The organism is Klebsiella sp. JN_Kp126 (genome assembly GCF_033843325.1).
GTDB lineage: Bacteria > Pseudomonadota > Gammaproteobacteria > Enterobacterales > Enterobacteriaceae > Klebsiella > Klebsiella michiganensis.
On record NZ_JAWXQV010000048.1, the window covers coordinates 180,432 to 197,953 of the forward strand.

Annotated in this window: 15 protein-coding genes; 9 read left to right on the forward strand and 6 right to left on the reverse strand. The window is 56.5% G+C overall.

Going from position 1 to position 17,522, the window contains the following annotated elements:
* Positions 1-59 precede the first annotated feature (59 nt).
* Together SIK97_RS08035 and yeiP are read right to left on the reverse strand one after the other, a co-directional pair.
* Positions 60-1,526 (reverse strand): mannitol dehydrogenase family protein, encoded by a 1,467-nt coding sequence (locus SIK97_RS08035; RefSeq protein ID WP_057173880.1) that lies wholly within the window; start codon positions 1,524-1,526, stop codon positions 60-62.
* 282 nt (positions 1,527-1,808) lie between these two features.
* Entirely contained in the window at positions 1,809-2,381 is a 573-nt protein-coding gene (gene yeiP, locus SIK97_RS08040; RefSeq protein WP_004122911.1) for an elongation factor P-like protein YeiP, read from the reverse strand.
* A gap of 148 nt (positions 2,382-2,529) precedes the next feature.
* On the opposite strand from yeiP, the gene SIK97_RS08045 reads away from it, so the two are divergent.
* A complete protein-coding gene (locus SIK97_RS08045; protein ID WP_014230170.1) occupies positions 2,530-2,781 on the forward strand; it encodes a YkgJ family cysteine cluster protein in 252 nt (83 codons plus the stop codon).
* A 25-nt stretch (positions 2,782-2,806) separates the two neighbouring features.
* On the opposite strand, the gene setB is transcribed toward SIK97_RS08045, so the two are convergent.
* Positions 2,807-3,988, reverse strand: a complete 1,182-nt coding sequence (gene setB / locus SIK97_RS08050; protein WP_032721873.1) for a sugar efflux transporter SetB — start codon at positions 3,986-3,988, stop codon at positions 2,807-2,809.
* Between the two features lie 331 nt (positions 3,989-4,319).
* Here setB and fruB point away from each other — a divergent pair, with 331 nt between their 5' ends.
* The 6 genes from fruB to SIK97_RS08080 all read left to right on the forward strand — a co-directional run bounded on the left by fruB (position 4,320) and on the right by SIK97_RS08080 (position 11,628).
* Positions 4,320-5,450, forward strand: a complete 1,131-nt coding sequence (gene fruB / locus SIK97_RS08055) for a fused PTS fructose transporter subunit IIA/HPr protein (protein WP_004852698.1) — start codon at positions 4,320-4,322, stop codon at positions 5,448-5,450.
* Complete coding sequence (fruK, locus tag SIK97_RS08060) at positions 5,451-6,389, forward strand: 1-phosphofructokinase (protein ID WP_004103928.1); 939 nt, start codon at positions 5,451-5,453, stop codon at positions 6,387-6,389.
* A gap of 16 nt (positions 6,390-6,405) precedes the next feature.
* On the forward strand, positions 6,406-8,094 hold the full coding sequence (fruA, locus tag SIK97_RS08065) for a PTS fructose transporter subunit IIBC (protein WP_014230167.1): 1,689 nt from the start codon (positions 6,406-6,408) through the stop codon (positions 8,092-8,094).
* 324 nt (positions 8,095-8,418) lie between these two features.
* Positions 8,419-9,354 carry a pseudouridine kinase gene (locus SIK97_RS08070; RefSeq protein ID WP_047723222.1) on the forward strand — a complete coding sequence of 312 codons (936 nt, stop codon included), beginning with the start codon at positions 8,419-8,421 and terminating at the stop codon, positions 9,352-9,354.
* Positions 9,347-10,282 carry a pseudouridine-5'-phosphate glycosidase gene (locus tag SIK97_RS08075; protein WP_004852691.1) on the forward strand — a complete coding sequence of 312 codons (936 nt, stop codon included), beginning with the start codon at positions 9,347-9,349 and terminating at the stop codon, positions 10,280-10,282. Before SIK97_RS08070 ends, SIK97_RS08075 begins: the two co-directional genes overlap by 8 nt.
* Positions 10,283-10,377: 95 nt before the next feature.
* The gene (locus tag SIK97_RS08080) at positions 10,378-11,628 is read left to right on the forward strand and encodes a NupC/NupG family nucleoside CNT transporter (RefSeq protein ID WP_014230164.1); all 1,251 of its coding nucleotides are present in this window, start codon (positions 10,378-10,380) and stop codon (positions 11,626-11,628) included.
* A 31-nt stretch (positions 11,629-11,659) separates the two neighbouring features.
* On the opposite strand, the gene SIK97_RS08085 is transcribed toward SIK97_RS08080, so the two are convergent.
* From SIK97_RS08085 to SIK97_RS08095, 3 genes are all read right to left on the reverse strand, one after another.
* A complete protein-coding gene (locus tag SIK97_RS08085; protein WP_057173879.1) occupies positions 11,660-12,751 on the reverse strand; it encodes a sugar kinase in 1,092 nt (363 codons plus the stop codon).
* 1 nt (position 12,752) lies between these two features.
* A complete protein-coding gene (gene nfo / locus SIK97_RS08090; protein ID WP_014230162.1) occupies positions 12,753-13,610 on the reverse strand; it encodes a deoxyribonuclease IV in 858 nt (285 codons plus the stop codon).
* A gap of 96 nt (positions 13,611-13,706) precedes the next feature.
* Positions 13,707-14,756, reverse strand: a complete 1,050-nt coding sequence (locus SIK97_RS08095; RefSeq protein WP_014230161.1) for a YeiH family protein — start codon at positions 14,754-14,756, stop codon at positions 13,707-13,709.
* Between the two features lie 173 nt (positions 14,757-14,929).
* On the opposite strand from SIK97_RS08095, the gene yieE reads away from it, so the two are divergent.
* Positions 14,930-15,796, forward strand: coding sequence for a DNA-binding transcriptional regulator YeiE (gene yieE, locus SIK97_RS08100; RefSeq protein ID WP_014839059.1), 867 nt, complete (start codon positions 14,930-14,932; stop codon positions 15,794-15,796).
* Positions 15,797-15,955: 159 nt separating this feature from the next.
* Positions 15,956-17,425 carry an amino acid permease gene (locus SIK97_RS08105; protein ID WP_004852681.1) on the forward strand — a complete coding sequence of 490 codons (1,470 nt, stop codon included), beginning with the start codon at positions 15,956-15,958 and terminating at the stop codon, positions 17,423-17,425.
* Positions 17,426-17,522: the final 97 nt, after the last annotated feature.

The window sequence follows — 17,522 nt, forward strand, 5'->3', positions numbered from 1 at the left end:
GAAAAGAGAAGTCTTACCGCGGACAGAAGGGGGATCTGTCCGCTAAAAGGCAGAAATTGTTAAGCGTTCAGCGTGCCGGCAATCGCCTGACGCGCGCCAAAAGCGGCGAGCTGATGCCATGCGGCGGTGATATGAGCGACAAACTGCGGGTTCTGCGGCAGGTCGCGGCCGAAGATCTCTTCAAGCGTAAGCAGGGCCGCCACGCGCTGGTGTTCATCGCTGGCAGAAACCCGTTTCTGCATCTTATCGGCCAGCGGATCGCGAATATCAATCGCATTTCCGGCATCGTCAATACCGCTGACGTAGCGCATCCAGCCGGCCACGCCGAGCGCCAGCAGCGGCCAGCGGCTGCCCCGAGCGAGATGGACGCGAATACCCTCAAGCATACGTTGCGGCAGCTTCTGGCTACCGTCCATGGCGATTTGCCAGGTGCGATGCTTCAGCGCCGGGTTGCTGAAGCGCTCGATCAGGCTGTCAGCGTACGCCGTCAGGTCAACGCCCTGAATGGATAAGGTCGGCGCCTGTTCGTCAAGCATCAGGCGGTAGGCGGCGCTGCGGAAAATCGGATCCTGCATGCAGTCGCTAATGTGCGCATGGCCAGCCAGATAGCCAAGCCAGGCAAGAAACGAGTGGCTACCGTTGAGCATCCGTAGCTTCATTTGTTCCCACGGTAAAACGTCATCGGTCATCTGGACGCCCGCGGTTTCCCAATCCGGGCGACCGGCAACAAAGTTATCTTCAATGACCCACTGGATAAAGGGTTCGCAGCTGATTGCGCAGGGGTCTTCCACGCCTAGCGTCGCGCTAATTTCTGCCAGCGACTCATCGGTGGCGGCGGGCACGATGCGGTCAACCATGGTACCGGGAAAGCTGACGTGTTCGGCGATCCACTGCGCCAGCTCGGGGTCCCGTTTTTCGGCCATTCCCAGCACGGCGTTTTTTACCACATGTCCATTATCGGGAATATTATCGCAGGAGAGGACGGTAAACGGCGGTAGCCCCCGCTGTCGGCGGCGCGCCAGCGCTTCTACCAGAATGCCGGGAACCGATTGCGGCAGCGTCGGATTTTGCAGATCGTGAATAATGCGCGGCTGCGTCATATCCAGCTGGCCGCTGGCCGGATCGATGCAGTAGCCCTTCTCGGTGATGGTCAGAGAGACAATGGCGACCTGCGGTTCGCAAAATTTCTCAATAATGGCGGCCAGCGAATCCAGTTTCGCATTCAGACACTCATGAACGGCGCCGACAACAATCGGCTGATTGCCCTCGGCGCCTTTTTCCAGCACGGTAAACAGGTGGTCCTGCTGGCGAAGCTGGCTCATCAGCCGATCGCCGCTGAACAGGCTAATCTCACAAATCCCCCAGTCTCCGCCGCTGGCGTTGAGCACCCGATCGGTGAGAAGGGCCTGGTGCGCGCGATGAAACGCGCCAAAACCGAAATGCACAATACGCGAACGCAGCTGACTGCGATCGTATCGAGGAAGCTGTACGCCTTCCGGCAGCGTGGCTGTCGCAATGGTTGTCATTCTTAACACACCTGATTAACCAATAATTAACATGGCCAGTGTAAAGATATATGACAACAAATTAAATTGGTGAGCCTTATTTATCCGCTTAATGTGAGCTTGATCATGCAATTCTGTCGCGGTAAACGGTCAGGCCGCAAAGTATGCGGAGAGAGCCGGTGAGATTAGCGGTAACTTCGCTATTTTTGGTATAACAGCTTTTGGCGGAGGAGAGATTGCGGATAAGGGGCTAATAAAAAGGACAGCCGCTGGCTGCCCTCCTGGATGTTGCAAAGGCGGAGTTTAGTCCGCGCGGCCCATGTAGCGGCTCTCTTCGATATGGATGCGGATACGCTCTCCCGCGCTCAGGTATTCAGGCACCTGAACAACAAGGCCGGTGCTCAGCGTCGCCGGTTTGTTACGCGCGCTTGCGGATGCGCCTTTGATACCCGGCGCCGTCTCAACGATTTCGAGATCCACGGTCTGCGGCAGTTCCAGCGCCAGCAGCTGGCCGTCCCAGGTCAGAACCTGCATATCCGGCATGCCGCCTTCCGGCATAAACAGCAGCTCTTCTTCGATCTGCTCTTTGGTGAAGATATACGGGGTGTAATCTTCTTTATCCATAAAGACGTATTCGTTGCCATCGATATAGGAGAAGTCAACGAAGCGGCGGGTCAGGGTGACGGTATCGACGATGTCGTCGCCTTTGAAGCGTTCTTCCACTTTCAGGCCGGTGCGTACATCGGAGAAACGCATTTTGTACAGCGTCGCTGCGCCGCGGGCGCTGGGTGACTGAATATCAATATTTTTAACAATCAGCAGTTTGCCGTTGTAATTCAGCACCATACCTTTTTTAATTTCATTCGCTCTTGGCATTGCGGTAATCCTGTCACTTAAAGGGTCGAAAATATCGCGTAAAACTACTCGCGCCGGGCCTTTCAGGCAAGTGGAATTCGTCGGTTTTGCTATCTTCAGGTAAAACGTTTAGGCTGGGCTGCTAAAAGCGTTATCGGAAGAGTCGATTATGGAATGCCGCCCTGAATGCGGAGCTTGCTGTATCGCTCCTTCTATCTCCAGCCCTATCCCGGGCATGCCGCAAGGCAAGCCGGCAAACACCCGCTGCGTGCAGCTATCGCAAAATAATCTCTGCGCTATTTTTGGCTCGCCGTTAAGGCCGAAAGTGTGCGCCAGCCTGAAGCCGGAAGCGGAAATGTGCGCCACCAATCGCGAAGACGCCATGACCTGGCTGCTTCATCTTGAGCTGAGCACTTCGTGACGGTGCAAGCCCGCGCGGGATACCCTTAAACGTCTTTAATACGCCACAGGCAGGCCTGAGTGATGACCCCCATCACCAGCGCAATCCAGAATACGGCGTGATAGCTCCAGACTTCCGCAACGACCCCCGCCAGCGAACCGGCGATAATCCAGCCAACGCGCGTGGTATTGGTATAAAGCGTGGTGGCCGCACCCGCCTGTCCGGGCATCAGGTCCTGGAAATAGAGCATGCCGATACCGGCCAGGATACCGATAAAAATGGCGTTCAGCGCCTGCAGGGCCAGCAGCAGTCCGGGGGTATGGACGGTTAGCATGCCAACGTAAAACAGCACGCCGGCCACCGCTGAGATGCGCATCAGGAAACGTTTGCCGAAGCGTTTGGCATAATAGCCCGCAATCAGCATGGTCGGGATTTCCAGCCCGGCGGCGGTGCCCATCATGACCCCGGCCAGCTTCTCCGGTAAATGCAGTTCATTGATGATAAACAGCGGCATATTAATGATGTACAGGCTGTTGATTCCCCACATCAGCGTACAGATGATAAACAGCAGCAGCGCGTCGCGGCGGTTGGTACGCGGCGCTTCAAGATGGCCCGTAGCGATCTTCGGCTCTTTACGCATGCTGGGAAGAAAAAACCAGACCATCGCGCCGCAGACCACAAAGGCAACTGCCGCGCTGAGATACATCACCGTAAAGCCAAAACCCATGGCCAGCGCGTAGGCCAGCGGCGGTCCGATAACCCATGCCAGCGACACCTGAGCGCGCAGAATCGAACTAAACATGACCGCCTCACGGCCCGTTTTATCCGCATGCTCGCGGGCGAGGGCAAACATCTGCGGGTTGGCGGTGGAGCCGAAGCTGCTGAGAAATACCCCGATGAACAGCAAAATAAAGTAGTTACGGTTCCAGGCGAAGAGCACGCAGGCCAGCACGCCCATCAGGCAGCAGAAGACGATCAGCCGCTTGCGGTCGCCTTTGCGATCCGAACGCCCGGCGAGGAACTGGCTCACCAGAATGCCGATCACCGCGCTACCGGTAAAAAAGAAGCCGACCATCGCCGGTCGTACGTGAACCTCGTTCGTCAGAAACAGGCTCAGCGTTGGTGTCTGGAGTGCCCCGGCGATACCCGTCAGGAAGGCGACGATCAGAAAGGCGGAAGAGGTGAAATCAAACCCGCGTCGTGGCAGGGCGGCGCTACTGTTTTGCATGTCGGCGTTCATCGGTTTTCAGGAGTCGCGGAGTTTACGCCGTCACTCAGAAAATGAACAGTACCAGGGCACGAATAAATCAAAAAGACGTTTCAAAATCAAACTTCAGCAGAAAGCTGAAGTTTTCCCGGCCTCGACGCTCCCGCTTCAGCAAAAGTGTGCTGTATCTCTAACTTCTGTTATCAGAAAACGAACTTTTCTTGCCTGGAGGCTAATAAAGGTACAGACTTCTTGAAACGTTTCAGCGTCATCGGGAGATTCTCCGGCAGGTAGATGACGCATTTTTTCTCAAAGTAGCTGAAACGATTCAATTCAGCAGGAGAGGAGAACCATGTTCCAGTTATCTGTGCAGGATATTCATCCCGGTCAGCAGGCCGGTAATAAAGAAGAGGCTATTCGTCAGGTTGCCTCCGCGCTGGTCAGCGCGGGCAACGTGGCAGACGGCTACATCAACGGGATGCTGGCTCGCGAGCAGCAAACCTCCACTTTCCTTGGCAACGGTATTGCGATTCCGCACGGTACCACCGACACCCGCGATCAGGTACTGAAAACCGGCGTTCAGGTGTATCAGTTCCCGCAGGGCGTGACCTGGGGCGAAGGGCAAACCGCCTACGTCGCTATCGGTATTGCCGCCAGCTCGGATGAACACCTGGGGCTGCTGCGTCAGCTGACCCACGTGCTGAGCGACGACTCCGTTGCTGAACAACTTAAGTCCGCGACGACCGCTGAAGAACTGCGCGCCCTGTTGATGGGTGAAAAGCAGAGCGAAGCGCTGAAGCTGGATAACGAGACGCTGACCCTGGACGTTGTCGCCAGCGACCTGCTGACCCTGCAGGCGCTGAATGCCGCTCGGCTGAAAGAAGCCGGCGCGGTCGATGCTTCCTTTGTTAGCCGTACGATTAATGATAAACCGCTGAACCTCGGTCAGGGCATCTGGCTGAACGACAGCACCGAAGGCAACCTGCGCAGCGCCGTTGCCGTCAGCCGCGCGGCCAGCGCCTTTACCAGCGATGAGCAGCCGGTTTCTCTGCTGATCACCGTCGCGATGGCCGATGACCAGCCAACTGCGGTGCTTAATCGCCTGAGCAATTTGCTGCTCGACAAAAAAGCTGACCGTTTGCTGAAGGCTGATGGTGCCACGCTGCTGGCGCTGCTGACCAGCGACGACGCGATTGCGGAAGATGTTCTCAGCGCGGAATACGTTATCCGCAACGAGCACGGGCTGCACGCGCGTCCCGGCACGATGCTGGTTAATACCATTAAACAATTCTCCAGCGACATTACCGTCACCAACCTTGATGGTTCGGGCAAACCGGCCAACGGCCGCAGCCTGATGAAAGTCGTGGCGCTGGGCGTGAAAAAAGGTCACCGCTTGCGCTTTACCGCGCAGGGTGAAGATGCGCAGCAGGCGCTGGATGCGATTGGCGAAGCGATCGCCGCAGGCCTTGGGGAGGGCGCATAAATGAGCAGACGTGTCGCAACGATTACTTTAAACCCGGCCTATGACCTGGTGGGTTTTACCCCGGAAATTGAACGCGGTGAGGTTAACCTTGTTCGCACTACCGGTTTGCACGCCGCAGGGAAGGGGATCAACGTTGCAAAAGTGCTGAAAGATCTCGGTATCGACGTCACCGTTGGCGGTTTCCTCGGTAAAGACAATCAGGATGGTTTTCAGCAGCTGTTCAGCGAGCTGGGCATTGCTAACCGTTTTCAGGTTGTTCAGGGCCGTACCCGTATCAACGTCAAGCTGACGGAGAAAGACGGCGAAGTCACCGATTTCAACTTCTCCGGCTTTGAAGTCACGCCGGGCGACTGGGAGCGTTTTGTTAACGATTCCCTGAGCTGGCTGGGCCAGTTCGATATGGTTTGCGTGAGCGGTAGCCTGCCGTCTGGCGTCAGCCCGGAAGCGTTCACTGACTGGATGACCCGTCTGCGCAGCCAGTGCCCGTGCATCATTTTTGACAGCAGCCGCGAAGCGCTGGTTGCCGGTCTGAAAGCGGCTCCGTGGCTGGTTAAACCTAACCGCCGCGAACTGGAAATCTGGGCGGGCCGCAAGCTGCCTGAAATGAAAGATGTGATTGAAGCCGCTCATGCGCTGCGTGAGCAGGGAATTGCCCACGTGGTTATCTCCCTTGGCGAAGAAGGCGCTCTGTGGGTTAACGCATCCGGAGAGTGGATTGCCAAGCCGCCTTCCGTTGAAGTGGTAAGCACCGTTGGCGCCGGTGACTCCATGGTTGGCGGCCTGATTTATGGCCTGCTGATGCGTGAGTCCAGCGAACATACGCTGCGCCTGGCAACGGCAGTTGCCGCGCTGGCGGTGAGTCAGAGCAATGTCGGTATTACCGATCGTACCCAGTTGGCCGCAATGATGGCGCGCGTCGACTTACAACCCTTTAATTAACAGCAGGAGAGGCATAATGAAAACGCTGCTGATTATTGATGCCGGGCTTGGACAGGCTCGCGCCTATATGGCGAAGACCCTGTTAAGCACTGCGGCGCAAAAAGCGCAACTCGAACTGATTGATAACCCGAACGACGCTGAGCTGGCGATTGTGCTGGGCACGGCGCTGCCGGCCGACAGCGCGCTGAACGGCAAAAAGGTCTATCTCGGCGATATTAACCGCGCCGTAGCGCACCCGGAGCTGTTCCTCGGTGAGGCCAAAAGCCATGCAACGCCTTACAGCGCCCCGGCCGCTGCCGCTGTACCCGCAGCGACCAACGGTCCGAAACGCATCGTGGCGGTCACCGCCTGTCCGACCGGGGTGGCGCACACCTTTATGGCGGCGGAAGCGATTGAAACCGAAGCCAAAAAACGCGGTTGGTGGGTGAAAGTTGAAACGCGCGGCTCCGTGGGAGCGGGCAATGCAATCACCCCGGAAGAAGTTGAACAGGCGGATCTGGTGGTGGTGGCTGCCGATATCGAAGTGGATCTGGCGAAATTCGCCGGTAAGCCGATGTATCGCACCACCACCGGTCTGGCACTGAAGAAAACCGCTCAGGAGCTGGATAAAGCCGTTGTTGAAGCGAAACCGTATCAGCCTGCGGGTAAATCCCAGGCCGCGGCGGAAGGCAAAAAAGAGTCCGCTGGCGCCTATCGCCACCTGCTGACCGGCGTGTCGTACATGCTGCCGATGGTGGTGGCGGGCGGTCTGTGTATCGCACTTTCCTTCGCTTTTGGTATTAAAGCCTTTGAAGTGAAAGACACCCTGGCCGCCGCGCTGATGCAAATCGGTGGGGGCTCAGCCTTCGCGCTGATGGTGCCGGTACTGGCGGGCTTTATCGCCTTCTCCATCGCTGACCGTCCGGGCCTGACGCCGGGTCTTATCGGCGGTATGCTGGCGGTAAGCACCGGGTCCGGCTTTATCGGCGGTATCATCGCTGGTTTCCTTGCCGGTTACGTGGCGAAAGCGATCAGTACGAAGCTGAAACTGCCGCAAAGTATGGAGGCGCTGAAGCCAATCCTGATCATTCCACTGGTTTCCAGCCTGATCGTAGGTCTGGCGATGATTTACCTGATTGGTAAGCCCGTTGCCGGGATCCTCGAAGCGTTGACCCACTGGCTGCAAACCATGGGCACGGCGAACGCGGTTCTGCTCGGTGCAATCCTCGGCGGTATGATGTGTACCGACATGGGCGGTCCGGTGAACAAAGCGGCCTACGCCTTTGGTGTTGGCTTGCTGTCCACCCAAACCTATGCGCCGATGGCGGCCATTATGGCGGCGGGTATGGTTCCACCGCTGGCGCTGGGTCTGGCGACGCTGGTTGCGCGTAACAAGTTCGACAAAGCGCAGCAGGAAGGCGGCAAAGCCGCACTGGTTCTCGGCCTGTGCTTTATCACCGAAGGCGCGATTCCGTTCGCTGCTCGCGACCCGATGCGCGTCCTGCCCTGCTGTATCGTTGGCGGCGCGGTCACCGGCGCGATGTCCATGGCGGTCGGTGCTAAGCTGATGGCGCCGCACGGCGGTCTGTTCGTCCTGCTGATTCCTGGCGCGATTACGCCGGTACTCGGTTATCTGATGGCGATTGTCGTCGGTACGCTGGTCGCAGGGCTCTCCTACGCGGTGCTGAAACGTCCTGAAGTTCAGGTAGTCGAAAAAGCAGCCTGATCGACCCATTAAATCGTTCTCAAGGGCAGAGTCTTCTCTGCCCTTTTTTTATGCCTCATCTCCCCCCGCTCATCCTGCCGTATGTGCTCTCCTTCGCATTTTTAAACTGTTTAAAAACCATACGGGTCATTTTTTGTGATTTTGTTCATGTTCATATGAAATCCCTCTTGCTGACCTCTTTACTTTAAAAACATTGCGCTTAACATAAACATATGTTCACATTCAAACATGTGTTTATTGAGGGGTGATGAATGGGAGTATGCTTATTTATTGATATTCAATAATTCCACTGCCATAGCATTTTTTATGCTGGAGGGTATTTTTATGCCTGAAAATGATTACGTTGTGATTATTGGATCGGCAAATATGGATGTTGCTGGTTATTCCAATGTATCGTTGAACTATGCGGATTCTAACCCCGGGAAAATAAAATATACTCCCGGCGGCGTAGGGCGAAACATTGCGCAAAACATTGCCTTGTTAAATAAAACAGCGTGGCTATTATCGGTTGTCGGTGACGATTTTTATGGCCACTCTCTATTAAAACAAACGGCCCAGTCCGGGGTTCATGTCGATAAATGTCAGGTTATCCAGGGGGAAGGTACTTCAAGCTATTTATCGCTGCTTGATAATACCGGTGAAATGCTGGTGGCGATTAATGATATGAGCATCACTGAACATATTACGCCAGCGTTTTTAAGCCAGCATCAAGATTTTATCCGCAATGCCGCGGTGATTGTCGTTGATTGCAATATCAGCGAGGCCGCTCTCGCCTGGCTGATGGAAAACTGCGGCGCAACGCCCGTTTTTGTCGATCCGGTTTCAGCCTGGAAGTGCGTGAAAATCAGCCAGCATCTGGGGCGTATTCACACCCTGAAACCGAACCGAATTGAAGCTGAAACGCTGAGCGGCATCGCGCTGTCCGGCACGGATGACGTCGCGCGCGTTGCCGACTGGTTTCATCAGCGTGGCCTGAAGCGCCTGGTGCTGAGCATGGGCGGCGACGGGGTTTACTACAGTGAGAAAGAGGGCGAACGCGGCTGGTCTGCGCCGCTGAAAACTCAGGTCGTTAACGTCACCGGCGCCGGTGACGCCATGATGGCCGGCCTTGCCTGCTGCTGGCTCGACGGCTGTTCATTTTCGCAAGCGGTGAAGTTTGCTCAGGGATGCTCTTCTCTGGCGCTCTCATCGGAATTCACCAATAACCCTGAATTATCTTACGCCAACGTAAAAAAGGTAGTGGAGAAAGAATATGTCTGAATTAAATATTTCCTCTGAATTATTACAGGTTTCTGCGGAAGTTCAGCAGGCGTTGAAAAATAATCAGCCAGTAGTGGCGCTGGAATCGACCATTATTTCTCACGGCATGCCATTTCCGGAAAATGCGCAAACGGCGCTGGAAGTAGAAGAAACCATTCGTCGCCAGGGGGCGGTGCCGGCAACCATTGCGATTATTCATGGCGTCATGAAAGTTGGCTTAAGCCGTGAAGAAATTGAACTGCTGGGTCGCGAAGGGCATAACGTCGCCAAAGTTAGTCGTCGTGATTTACCCTTTGTTGTCGCCGCGGGATTAAATGGCGCGACCACCGTGGCGTCCACCATGATTATTGCCGCAATGGCCGGGATTAAAGTCTTCGCTACCGGCGGTATTGGCGGTGTACATCGCGGAGCCGAGCACACGTTTGATATTTCCGCCGATTTGCAGGAGCTGGCAAATACTAACGTCACCGTCGTCTGCGCCGGTGCAAAATCTATTCTCGATCTCGGTTTAACGACCGAATATTTAGAAACGTTTGGCGTTCCGCTTATTGGTTATCAAACCTCTGCGCTGCCGGCATTCTTCTGCCGAACCAGCCCGTTTGACGTCAGCATTCGCCTCAATAGCGCCAAAGAGATCGCCAAAGCGATGGCGGTGAAATGGCAGTCGGGTCTGAATGGCGGCATGGTGGTGGCGAACCCCATTCCTGAAGCGTTCGCGATGCCGGAAGAGAAAATCAACGCCGCCATCAACCGGGCGGTGAAGGAGGCGGAAGAGCAGGGCGTGGTGGGGAAAGCGAGTACGCCGTTCCTGCTGGCCCGCGTCGCGGAGCTGACCGGCGGAGACAGCCTGAAATCCAATATTCAGCTGGTCTTCAACAACGCCATTCTGGCCTGCGAGATTGCCAAAGAGTATCAGCAGGTAGCCTGACGGCAGTTGCGGGCCGTTTGCGGTTGCCCGCCCCGATATCAACGATACCGAAAGCCTGGCTCGCGCCGGGTTTTCCACCAGGTAAGGATATCATTATGGACATCATGAGAAGTCTTCTGGGGATGGTGGTGTTGCTGGCCATTGCCTTTGCGCTGTCAGTCAATAAAAAACGCATCAGCGTCAGAACGGTAGGGGCGGCACTGCTGCTGCAAATCGTCATTGGCGGGGTGATGCTCTACTTTCCGCCGGGCAAGTGGCTGGTCGAGCAGGCCGCGCTTGGGGTACATAAAGTCATGTCCTATAGCGACGCCGGAAGCGCGTTTATTTTTGGTTCACTGGTCGGCCCGAAGATGGACGTGCTGTTTGACGGCGCCGGCTTTATCTTCGCTTTCCGCGTGCTGCCCGCCATCATTTTTGTCACCGCGCTGATAAGCCTGCTTTACTACCTCGGCGTGATGGGGCTGCTGATCCGGATTCTCGGCGGCATCTTCCAGAAGGCGCTGAATATCAGCAAAATTGAGTCTTTTGTCGCCGTGACCACCATTTTTCTTGGGCAAAATGAGATCCCGGCGATCGTCAAACCGTTTATCAACAAGCTCAACCGCAATGAGCTTTTTACCGCGATTTGCAGCGGGATGGCGTCGATCGCCGGGTCGATGATGATCGGCTATGCCGGTATGGGCGTGCCGATTGATTATCTGCTGGCCGCTTCGCTTATGGCTATCCCCGGCGGGATTCTGTTTGCCCGTATGCTGAGTCCGGCAACCGAAGCATCCCAGGTCACTTTCGACAATCTCTCCTTCACCGAGACGCCGCCGAAAAGCGTTATCGAGGCGGCGGCGTCAGGGGCGATGACCGGCCTGAAAATTGCCGCCGGGGTGGCAACGGTAGTGATGGCGTTTGTGGCGATTATTGCTCTGCTGAACGGTATTATCGGCGGCATTGGCGGCTGGTTTGGCTACGGTCACGCCACGCTGGAGGGAATTTTCGGCTTCCTGCTCGCGCCGCTGGCATGGATTATGGGCGTTGACTGGAGCGATGCGACGCTGGCGGGCAGCCTGATTGGCCAAAAGCTGGCGATAAACGAATTCGTCGCCTACCTCAACTTTTCTCCCTATCTGCAAGCCGGCGGCAATCTGGACGTGAAAACCGTTGCGATCATCTCGTTCGCGCTGTGCGGTTTCGCCAACTTTGGCTCGATCGGCGTGGTTGTCGGGGCGTTTTCGGCCATTTCACCGCAGCGCGCGCCGGAGATTGCCCAGCTTGGGCTGCGCGCCCTGGCGGCGGCCACGCTCTCTAACCTGATGAGCGCCACCATTGCCGGGTTCTTTATTGGCCTGGCATAACAGGCTGCGCGCACCGCGCCTGCGGTGCGCGCTACGCCACGCCGGGAAGTAAATTGAGCGCGTTATCAACGGACAACGAGGGGTTGTTGATACCGTCGCTGGCGCGGGTGATGGCGGTGCAGGCCATGGCGAAAGCGACGCTTTCTTTAAAGTCGCTACCGTCGAGATAGCTATAAAGTAGCCCTGCCATTAGCGCATCGTCGGCGCCGAAGCTGTCTATCGTCGTATGGTCCGGCAGACTCATCCGGAAGCGTTCACCCCCTGCTTCGCTACAGAAAACAGCGTCGTCTTCCGAGCAAATCACCACCCGCTGAGTTCCCCTTTCGTGCAGCCATGCTAGCGCCCGATCGCGATCCACGTCGTTTTCGATAGCCTGTCCCCAGAGGATCTGGAGTTCGCGCAGCGTGGGTTTGAGGGTGTGGATCTTCCCCAGCCATGGGCGAATGCGGTGCGCTTTAAACTCGGACACGGTATCAACAAATACCGGAATGCCGTTAGCCAGGGTAAATACCCACTCCAGCGACTGCTCCGTCAAATTACAATCGACCAGAACGACGCCGGCATGCGTCAGCAGATCCCGATACTGATTCAGCAGCTGGGGCGTGAGCGACTGTAAAATATGCGTATCGTTAATCGCCAGCACCGTCTCTTCCTGCGGGTTAGCGATGGAGAGGTAGGTGGCGGTGTTATGGCCGTGCAGGCGGATACAGCTTTGCACGTTAACGCCCGCCTGGCGGGTTTGCTCCAGCAGCGTTTCGCCGTAAAAGTCGCTGCCGACGGCGGAAATCAAATGCACATCGCGGCCCAGCAGCGCCAGGTTATGCGCGATGTTCCGCGCCACGCCGCCGGCAGAGCACTGGATATTCCCCGGGTTGGAGACCGGTTGAGGATAATGAATATCGGCAATTCCGCGGATATCCATATTCACCGCGCCCAGCGAGACGCAGTACTCCTGCTCGGTAAGGATGTAGCCTTTGCCCTTGATGGCCCCCTTACGCGTGAGGTCCATAATATGCGCGGCCACGCGGGAGCGGCTAATCTGCAGAATATCGGCAATCTCATGCTGCTGAATTAGCGGATTGCGCCGCAAAATTTTGAGGATCTGCTTTTCCCTGTCGTTCATATCAGACCGTGGCCTCTTCCGTTTGCTGCGCCCGCAGCCAGGCGATCTCTTCCGCCCAGATATCAGGATTGATCGTTTCCAGAATCAGCGGGATACCGTCAAAGCGGCGGTCCTGCATAATCCAGCGGAAAGCATCATGGCCAATATTGCCTTCACCCAGGCTGTGGTGACGGTCAACGCGGCTGGCGAACGCGCTTTTCGCATCGTTCAGGTGCATACCGCGTAGATACTGGAAACCCACAATTCGGTCGAAATCAGCGAAGGTTTTTTCGCACTCTTCGGCGCTGCGCAGGTCGTAGCCGGCGGCGAAGGCGTGACAGGTATCAATGCACACGCCGACGCGTGATTTATCTTCCACACCGTCGATGATGGCCGCCAGATGCTCAAACTTAAAGCCCAGGTTACTGCCCTGGCCGGCGGTGTTTTCAATCACCGCCGTGACGCCTTCGGTTTTTGCCAGCGCGATATTGATCGATTCGGCGATACGCGCCAGACATTCGTCTTCCGGGATTTGCTGCAGATGGCTACCCGGATGGAAATTCAGCAGCGTCAGGCCGAGCTGCTGGCAGCGGGAGAGTTCATCAATAAAGGCATCGCGGGATTTTTCCAGCGCGTCCTCAACCGGATGACCGAGGTTTATCAGATAGCTGTCGTGCGGCAGAATTTGCCCCGGGCCGAACTGGTACTTTTCGCAGGCGGCTTTGAATTCAGCAATGGTTTCGTCGCTCAGAGGGGCGGCGCGCCACTGGCGCTGGTTTTTGGTAAAGAGGGCAAATGCGGTCGCGCCGATTTCGGCTGCGCGAATGGCGGCGTTGGCTACACCGCCGGAGGCGCTGACGTGCGCTCCAATATATTTCATAAAAAAACTCCAGTTAAGCCGCTGGGGGGAGGGTAATGATAGCGGCTTAGCCGGAGAGTTACATCATCCTTAATACAACCTGAGTAGCGAGGGGCTTCAGGCCATCAGGCTATGAATGGCCAGGTTAATCGCGCCGCCGCCGACAATCAGCCAGACGAAGAGCATCAGCGCCATCAGCAGCGGTTTGGCGCCGGCTTTTTTCAGCGCGCTGACGTGGGTGGTCAGGCCGAGGGCGGCCATCGCCATCGCCAGCAGTACGGTATCCAGCGTGACCAGCATATCGACAACCGCTTTCGGCAGCAGGTGGAAGGAGTTAAACACCGCCACCAGAATAAACAGGATCGCAAACCACGGAATGGTGATTTTACTTTTCTCACCGCCGTTTGCCGGGGCTAATTGCTTCACGCGCGCGGCGAGGAACAGCAGGAACGGAGCCAGCATCATCACGCGCAGCATTTTTGCAATCACCGCCGCGTTTTCCGCGTCCGGACCCACCGCGTGGCCTGCCGCGACAACCTGAGCAACCTCATGCATCGTCGAACCCATATAAATGCCGTAGGCTTCCGGCGTGAACCAGTGCGCCAGGAAGGGATAAATCGCCGGGTACAGGAAGATGGCAATGGTACCGAAAATCACCACCGTGGCGACGGCGACCGTGACTTTGCTGGCCTCCGCTTTGACGACCGGTTCCGTTGCCAGTACCGCTGCCGCGCCGCAGATGCTGCTGCCGGCGCCAATCAGCCAGCTGGTATGTTTATCGAGGCCGAAAACCTTTTGCCCAAGAAAACAGGCGATCAAAAAGGTGCTGGAAAGCGTCAGAACGTCAATCACGATACCGCCGACGCCGACGTCGGCAATCTGGGCGAACGTCAGGCGAAAGCCGTATAAGATGATGCCGAGGCGCAGCAGGTGCTGCTTGGCAAAAATCACGCCGCCGTCGCAGGGCTGCCAGATTTTCGGGTAAACCGTGTTACCGATGACCATGCCGAATAAAATGGCCAGCGTGAGGGCGCTGAAGCCCGCGCCGGCGATAGCCGGAAAGCTACCGGCCCACAGCGCTGCGCCGGTGAGCAGGGCGGTGAGCGCCAGTCCAGGTGCAAAGTGCCGCAATGGGCGATGTTTAGTCGGTAAAGTGAGTGCTGTCATAACCTTCTCCTTTGTCTGGGAAAAGCATACGACTCGCTGGTTTAAATATAAAATTGATTATATATTTATAATTAATCGAAATAAGTGGTAAAAACGCGGTTTTGCGATTTGAGAACGATGGGCCTCAGCCTCACGCCGCGGATCGCGAGTCGTCTATAAAGGCAGGAAAAAATATGCATATCACGCTACGTCAGCTGGAAGTTTTTGCTGAAGTTTTAAAAAGCGGATCGACCACTCAGGCGTCGCAAATGCTGGCGCTTTCCCAGTCGGCGGTTAGCGCGGCGCTGACCGAACTGGAAGGGCAGCTGGGGGTGCAGCTCTTTGACCGCGTAGGGAAAAGGCTGGTGGTCAACGAGCACGGCAGGCTGCTTTATCCGCGGGCGCTGGCGCTGCTGGAGCGGGCGCTGGAGATAGAGCAGCTGTTTCGCGGCGACAACGGCGCGATCCGCGTCTACGCCAGCAGCACCATCGGCAACTATATTCTGCCGGAAATCATTGCGCGCTATCGACGGGATCTGCCGGATTTACCGCTGGAGCTGAGCGTGGGCAATAGCCAGGACGTGATCAATGCGGTGGCCGATCTGCGCGTGGATATCGGGCTGATTGAAGGTCCCTGTCACGCCGCGGATATTATCGCCGAACCCTGGCTGGAAGATGAGCTGGTGGTCTTTGCCGCGCCGGATTCGCCGCTGCTGGCAGGGGAGGTGACGCTGCAACGGCTGGCGGAAGCGCCGTGGATTTTACGCGAGCACGGCTCCGGGACCCGGGAAATCGTCGACTATTTATTACTCTCGCATTTACCGGCGTTTCATCTTGGGATGGAGCTGGGCAACTCGGAAGCCATCAAGCACGCGGTGCGCCACGGTCTGGGCATTAGCTGCCTGTCGCGACGCGTGGTGGCGGAGCAGCTTGAAGTCGGATCGCTGGTGGAGCTGACGATTCCGCTGCCGCGCTTAACCCGCACCTTGTGGCGCATTCATCACCGGCAGAAGCATATTTCCAAGGCATTACAGCGGTTTCTGCATTATTGCGACGTGTAAAAGCGGACGCCACGCGCGCTGGCGTTTTCGGGATTTCATGCTTTACTAATAATCCATGCTCGATCATGAAGCTCTCTTATAACTTTGCAATTGTATCGGATGGATCACAGACACTCTGCTACAATCTCGCCTCGTTTTTTGGATGGATAGCATTTTCACATGGTTTCGGATACTAAAACCACAGAAGCGCCCGGTTTACGTCGTGAACTGAAGGCGCGCCACTTGACCATGATCGCGATTGGCGGTTCCATAGGTACAGGTCTTTTTGTTGCCTCTGGCGCAACGATTTCTCAGGCGGGCCCGGGTGGGGCGCTGCTCTCTTATATTCTCATCGGCCTGATGGTTTATTTCCTGATGACCAGCCTCGGCGAGCTGGCGGCGTTTATGCCGGTGTCCGGCTCTTTTGCCACCTACGGGCAGAATTACGTTGAGGAAGGCTTTGGCTTCGCGCTGGGCTGGAACTACTGGTACAACTGGGCGGTGACCATCGCCGTTGACCTCGTTGCCGCTCAGCTGGTGATGACCTACTGGTTCCCCGATGCACCCGGCTGGGTCTGGAGCGCGCTGTTCCTCGGCATCATGTTCCTGCTGAACTGGATCTCGGTAAAAGGCTTTGGTGAAGCGGAATACTGGTTCTCGCTGATCAAAGTGGCCACCGTCATCATCTTTATTATTGTCGGCGTGATGATGATCTTTGGCATCTTTAAAGGCGCACAGCCTGCGGGCTGGAGCAACTGGGTTGTCGACGATGCGCCGTTTGCCGGCGGCTTTGCGGCGATGATTGGCGTGGCGATGATTGTCGGCTTCTCGTTCCAGGGAACCGAGCTTATCGGCATCGCGGCCGGCGAGTCGGAAAACCCGGAGAAGAACATTCCGCGCGCCGTGCGGCAGGTGTTCTGGCGTATCCTGCTGTTCTATGTGTTCGCCATCCTGATTATCAGCCTGATTATTCCGTATACCGACCCGAGCCTGCTGCGTAACGACGTGAAAGATATTTCCGTCAGCCCGTTCACGCTGGTCTTCCAGCACGCGGGGCTGCTGTCGGCGGCGGCGATTATGAACGCGGTTATTCTGACGGCGGTACTGTCGGCGGGTAACTCCGGGATGTACGCGTCCACCCGCATGCTCTACACCCTGGCCTGCGATGGCAAAGCGCCGCGTATTTTCTCTAAGCTGTCCAAAGGCGGCGTGCCGCGTAATGCGCTGTATGCCACCACGGTGATTGCAGGGCTGTGCTTCCTGAGCTCGATGTTCGGTAATCAGACCGTTTACCTGTGGCTGCTGAATACCTCCGGCATGACCGGCTTTATCGCCTGGCTGGGGATTGCCATTAGCCACTATCGCTTCCGTCGCGGCTACGTGCTGCAGGGGAACGATCTCAACGATCTGCCGTATCGTTCCGGCTTTTTCCCGCTGGGGCCGATCTTCGCTTTCGTGCTGTGCCTGATCATTACCCTGGGCCAGAATTACGAAGCGTTCCTCAAAGATACCATCGACTGGGGCGGCGTGGCGGCAACCTATATCGGCATTCCGCTGTTCCTGGTGATCTGGTTCGGTTACAAGCTGGCGAAAGGAACGCGTTTTGTGCGCTACAGCGAAATGAAGTTCCCGGAGCGTTTTAAAAGCTAAGGTCAGCTGACGCCGTAAGATAAAACCCTCTCATCGAGAGGGTTTTTTTATCCCTGCATGAACACCACCTCCTATGGAGGTGGTCAGCAATAAGTTG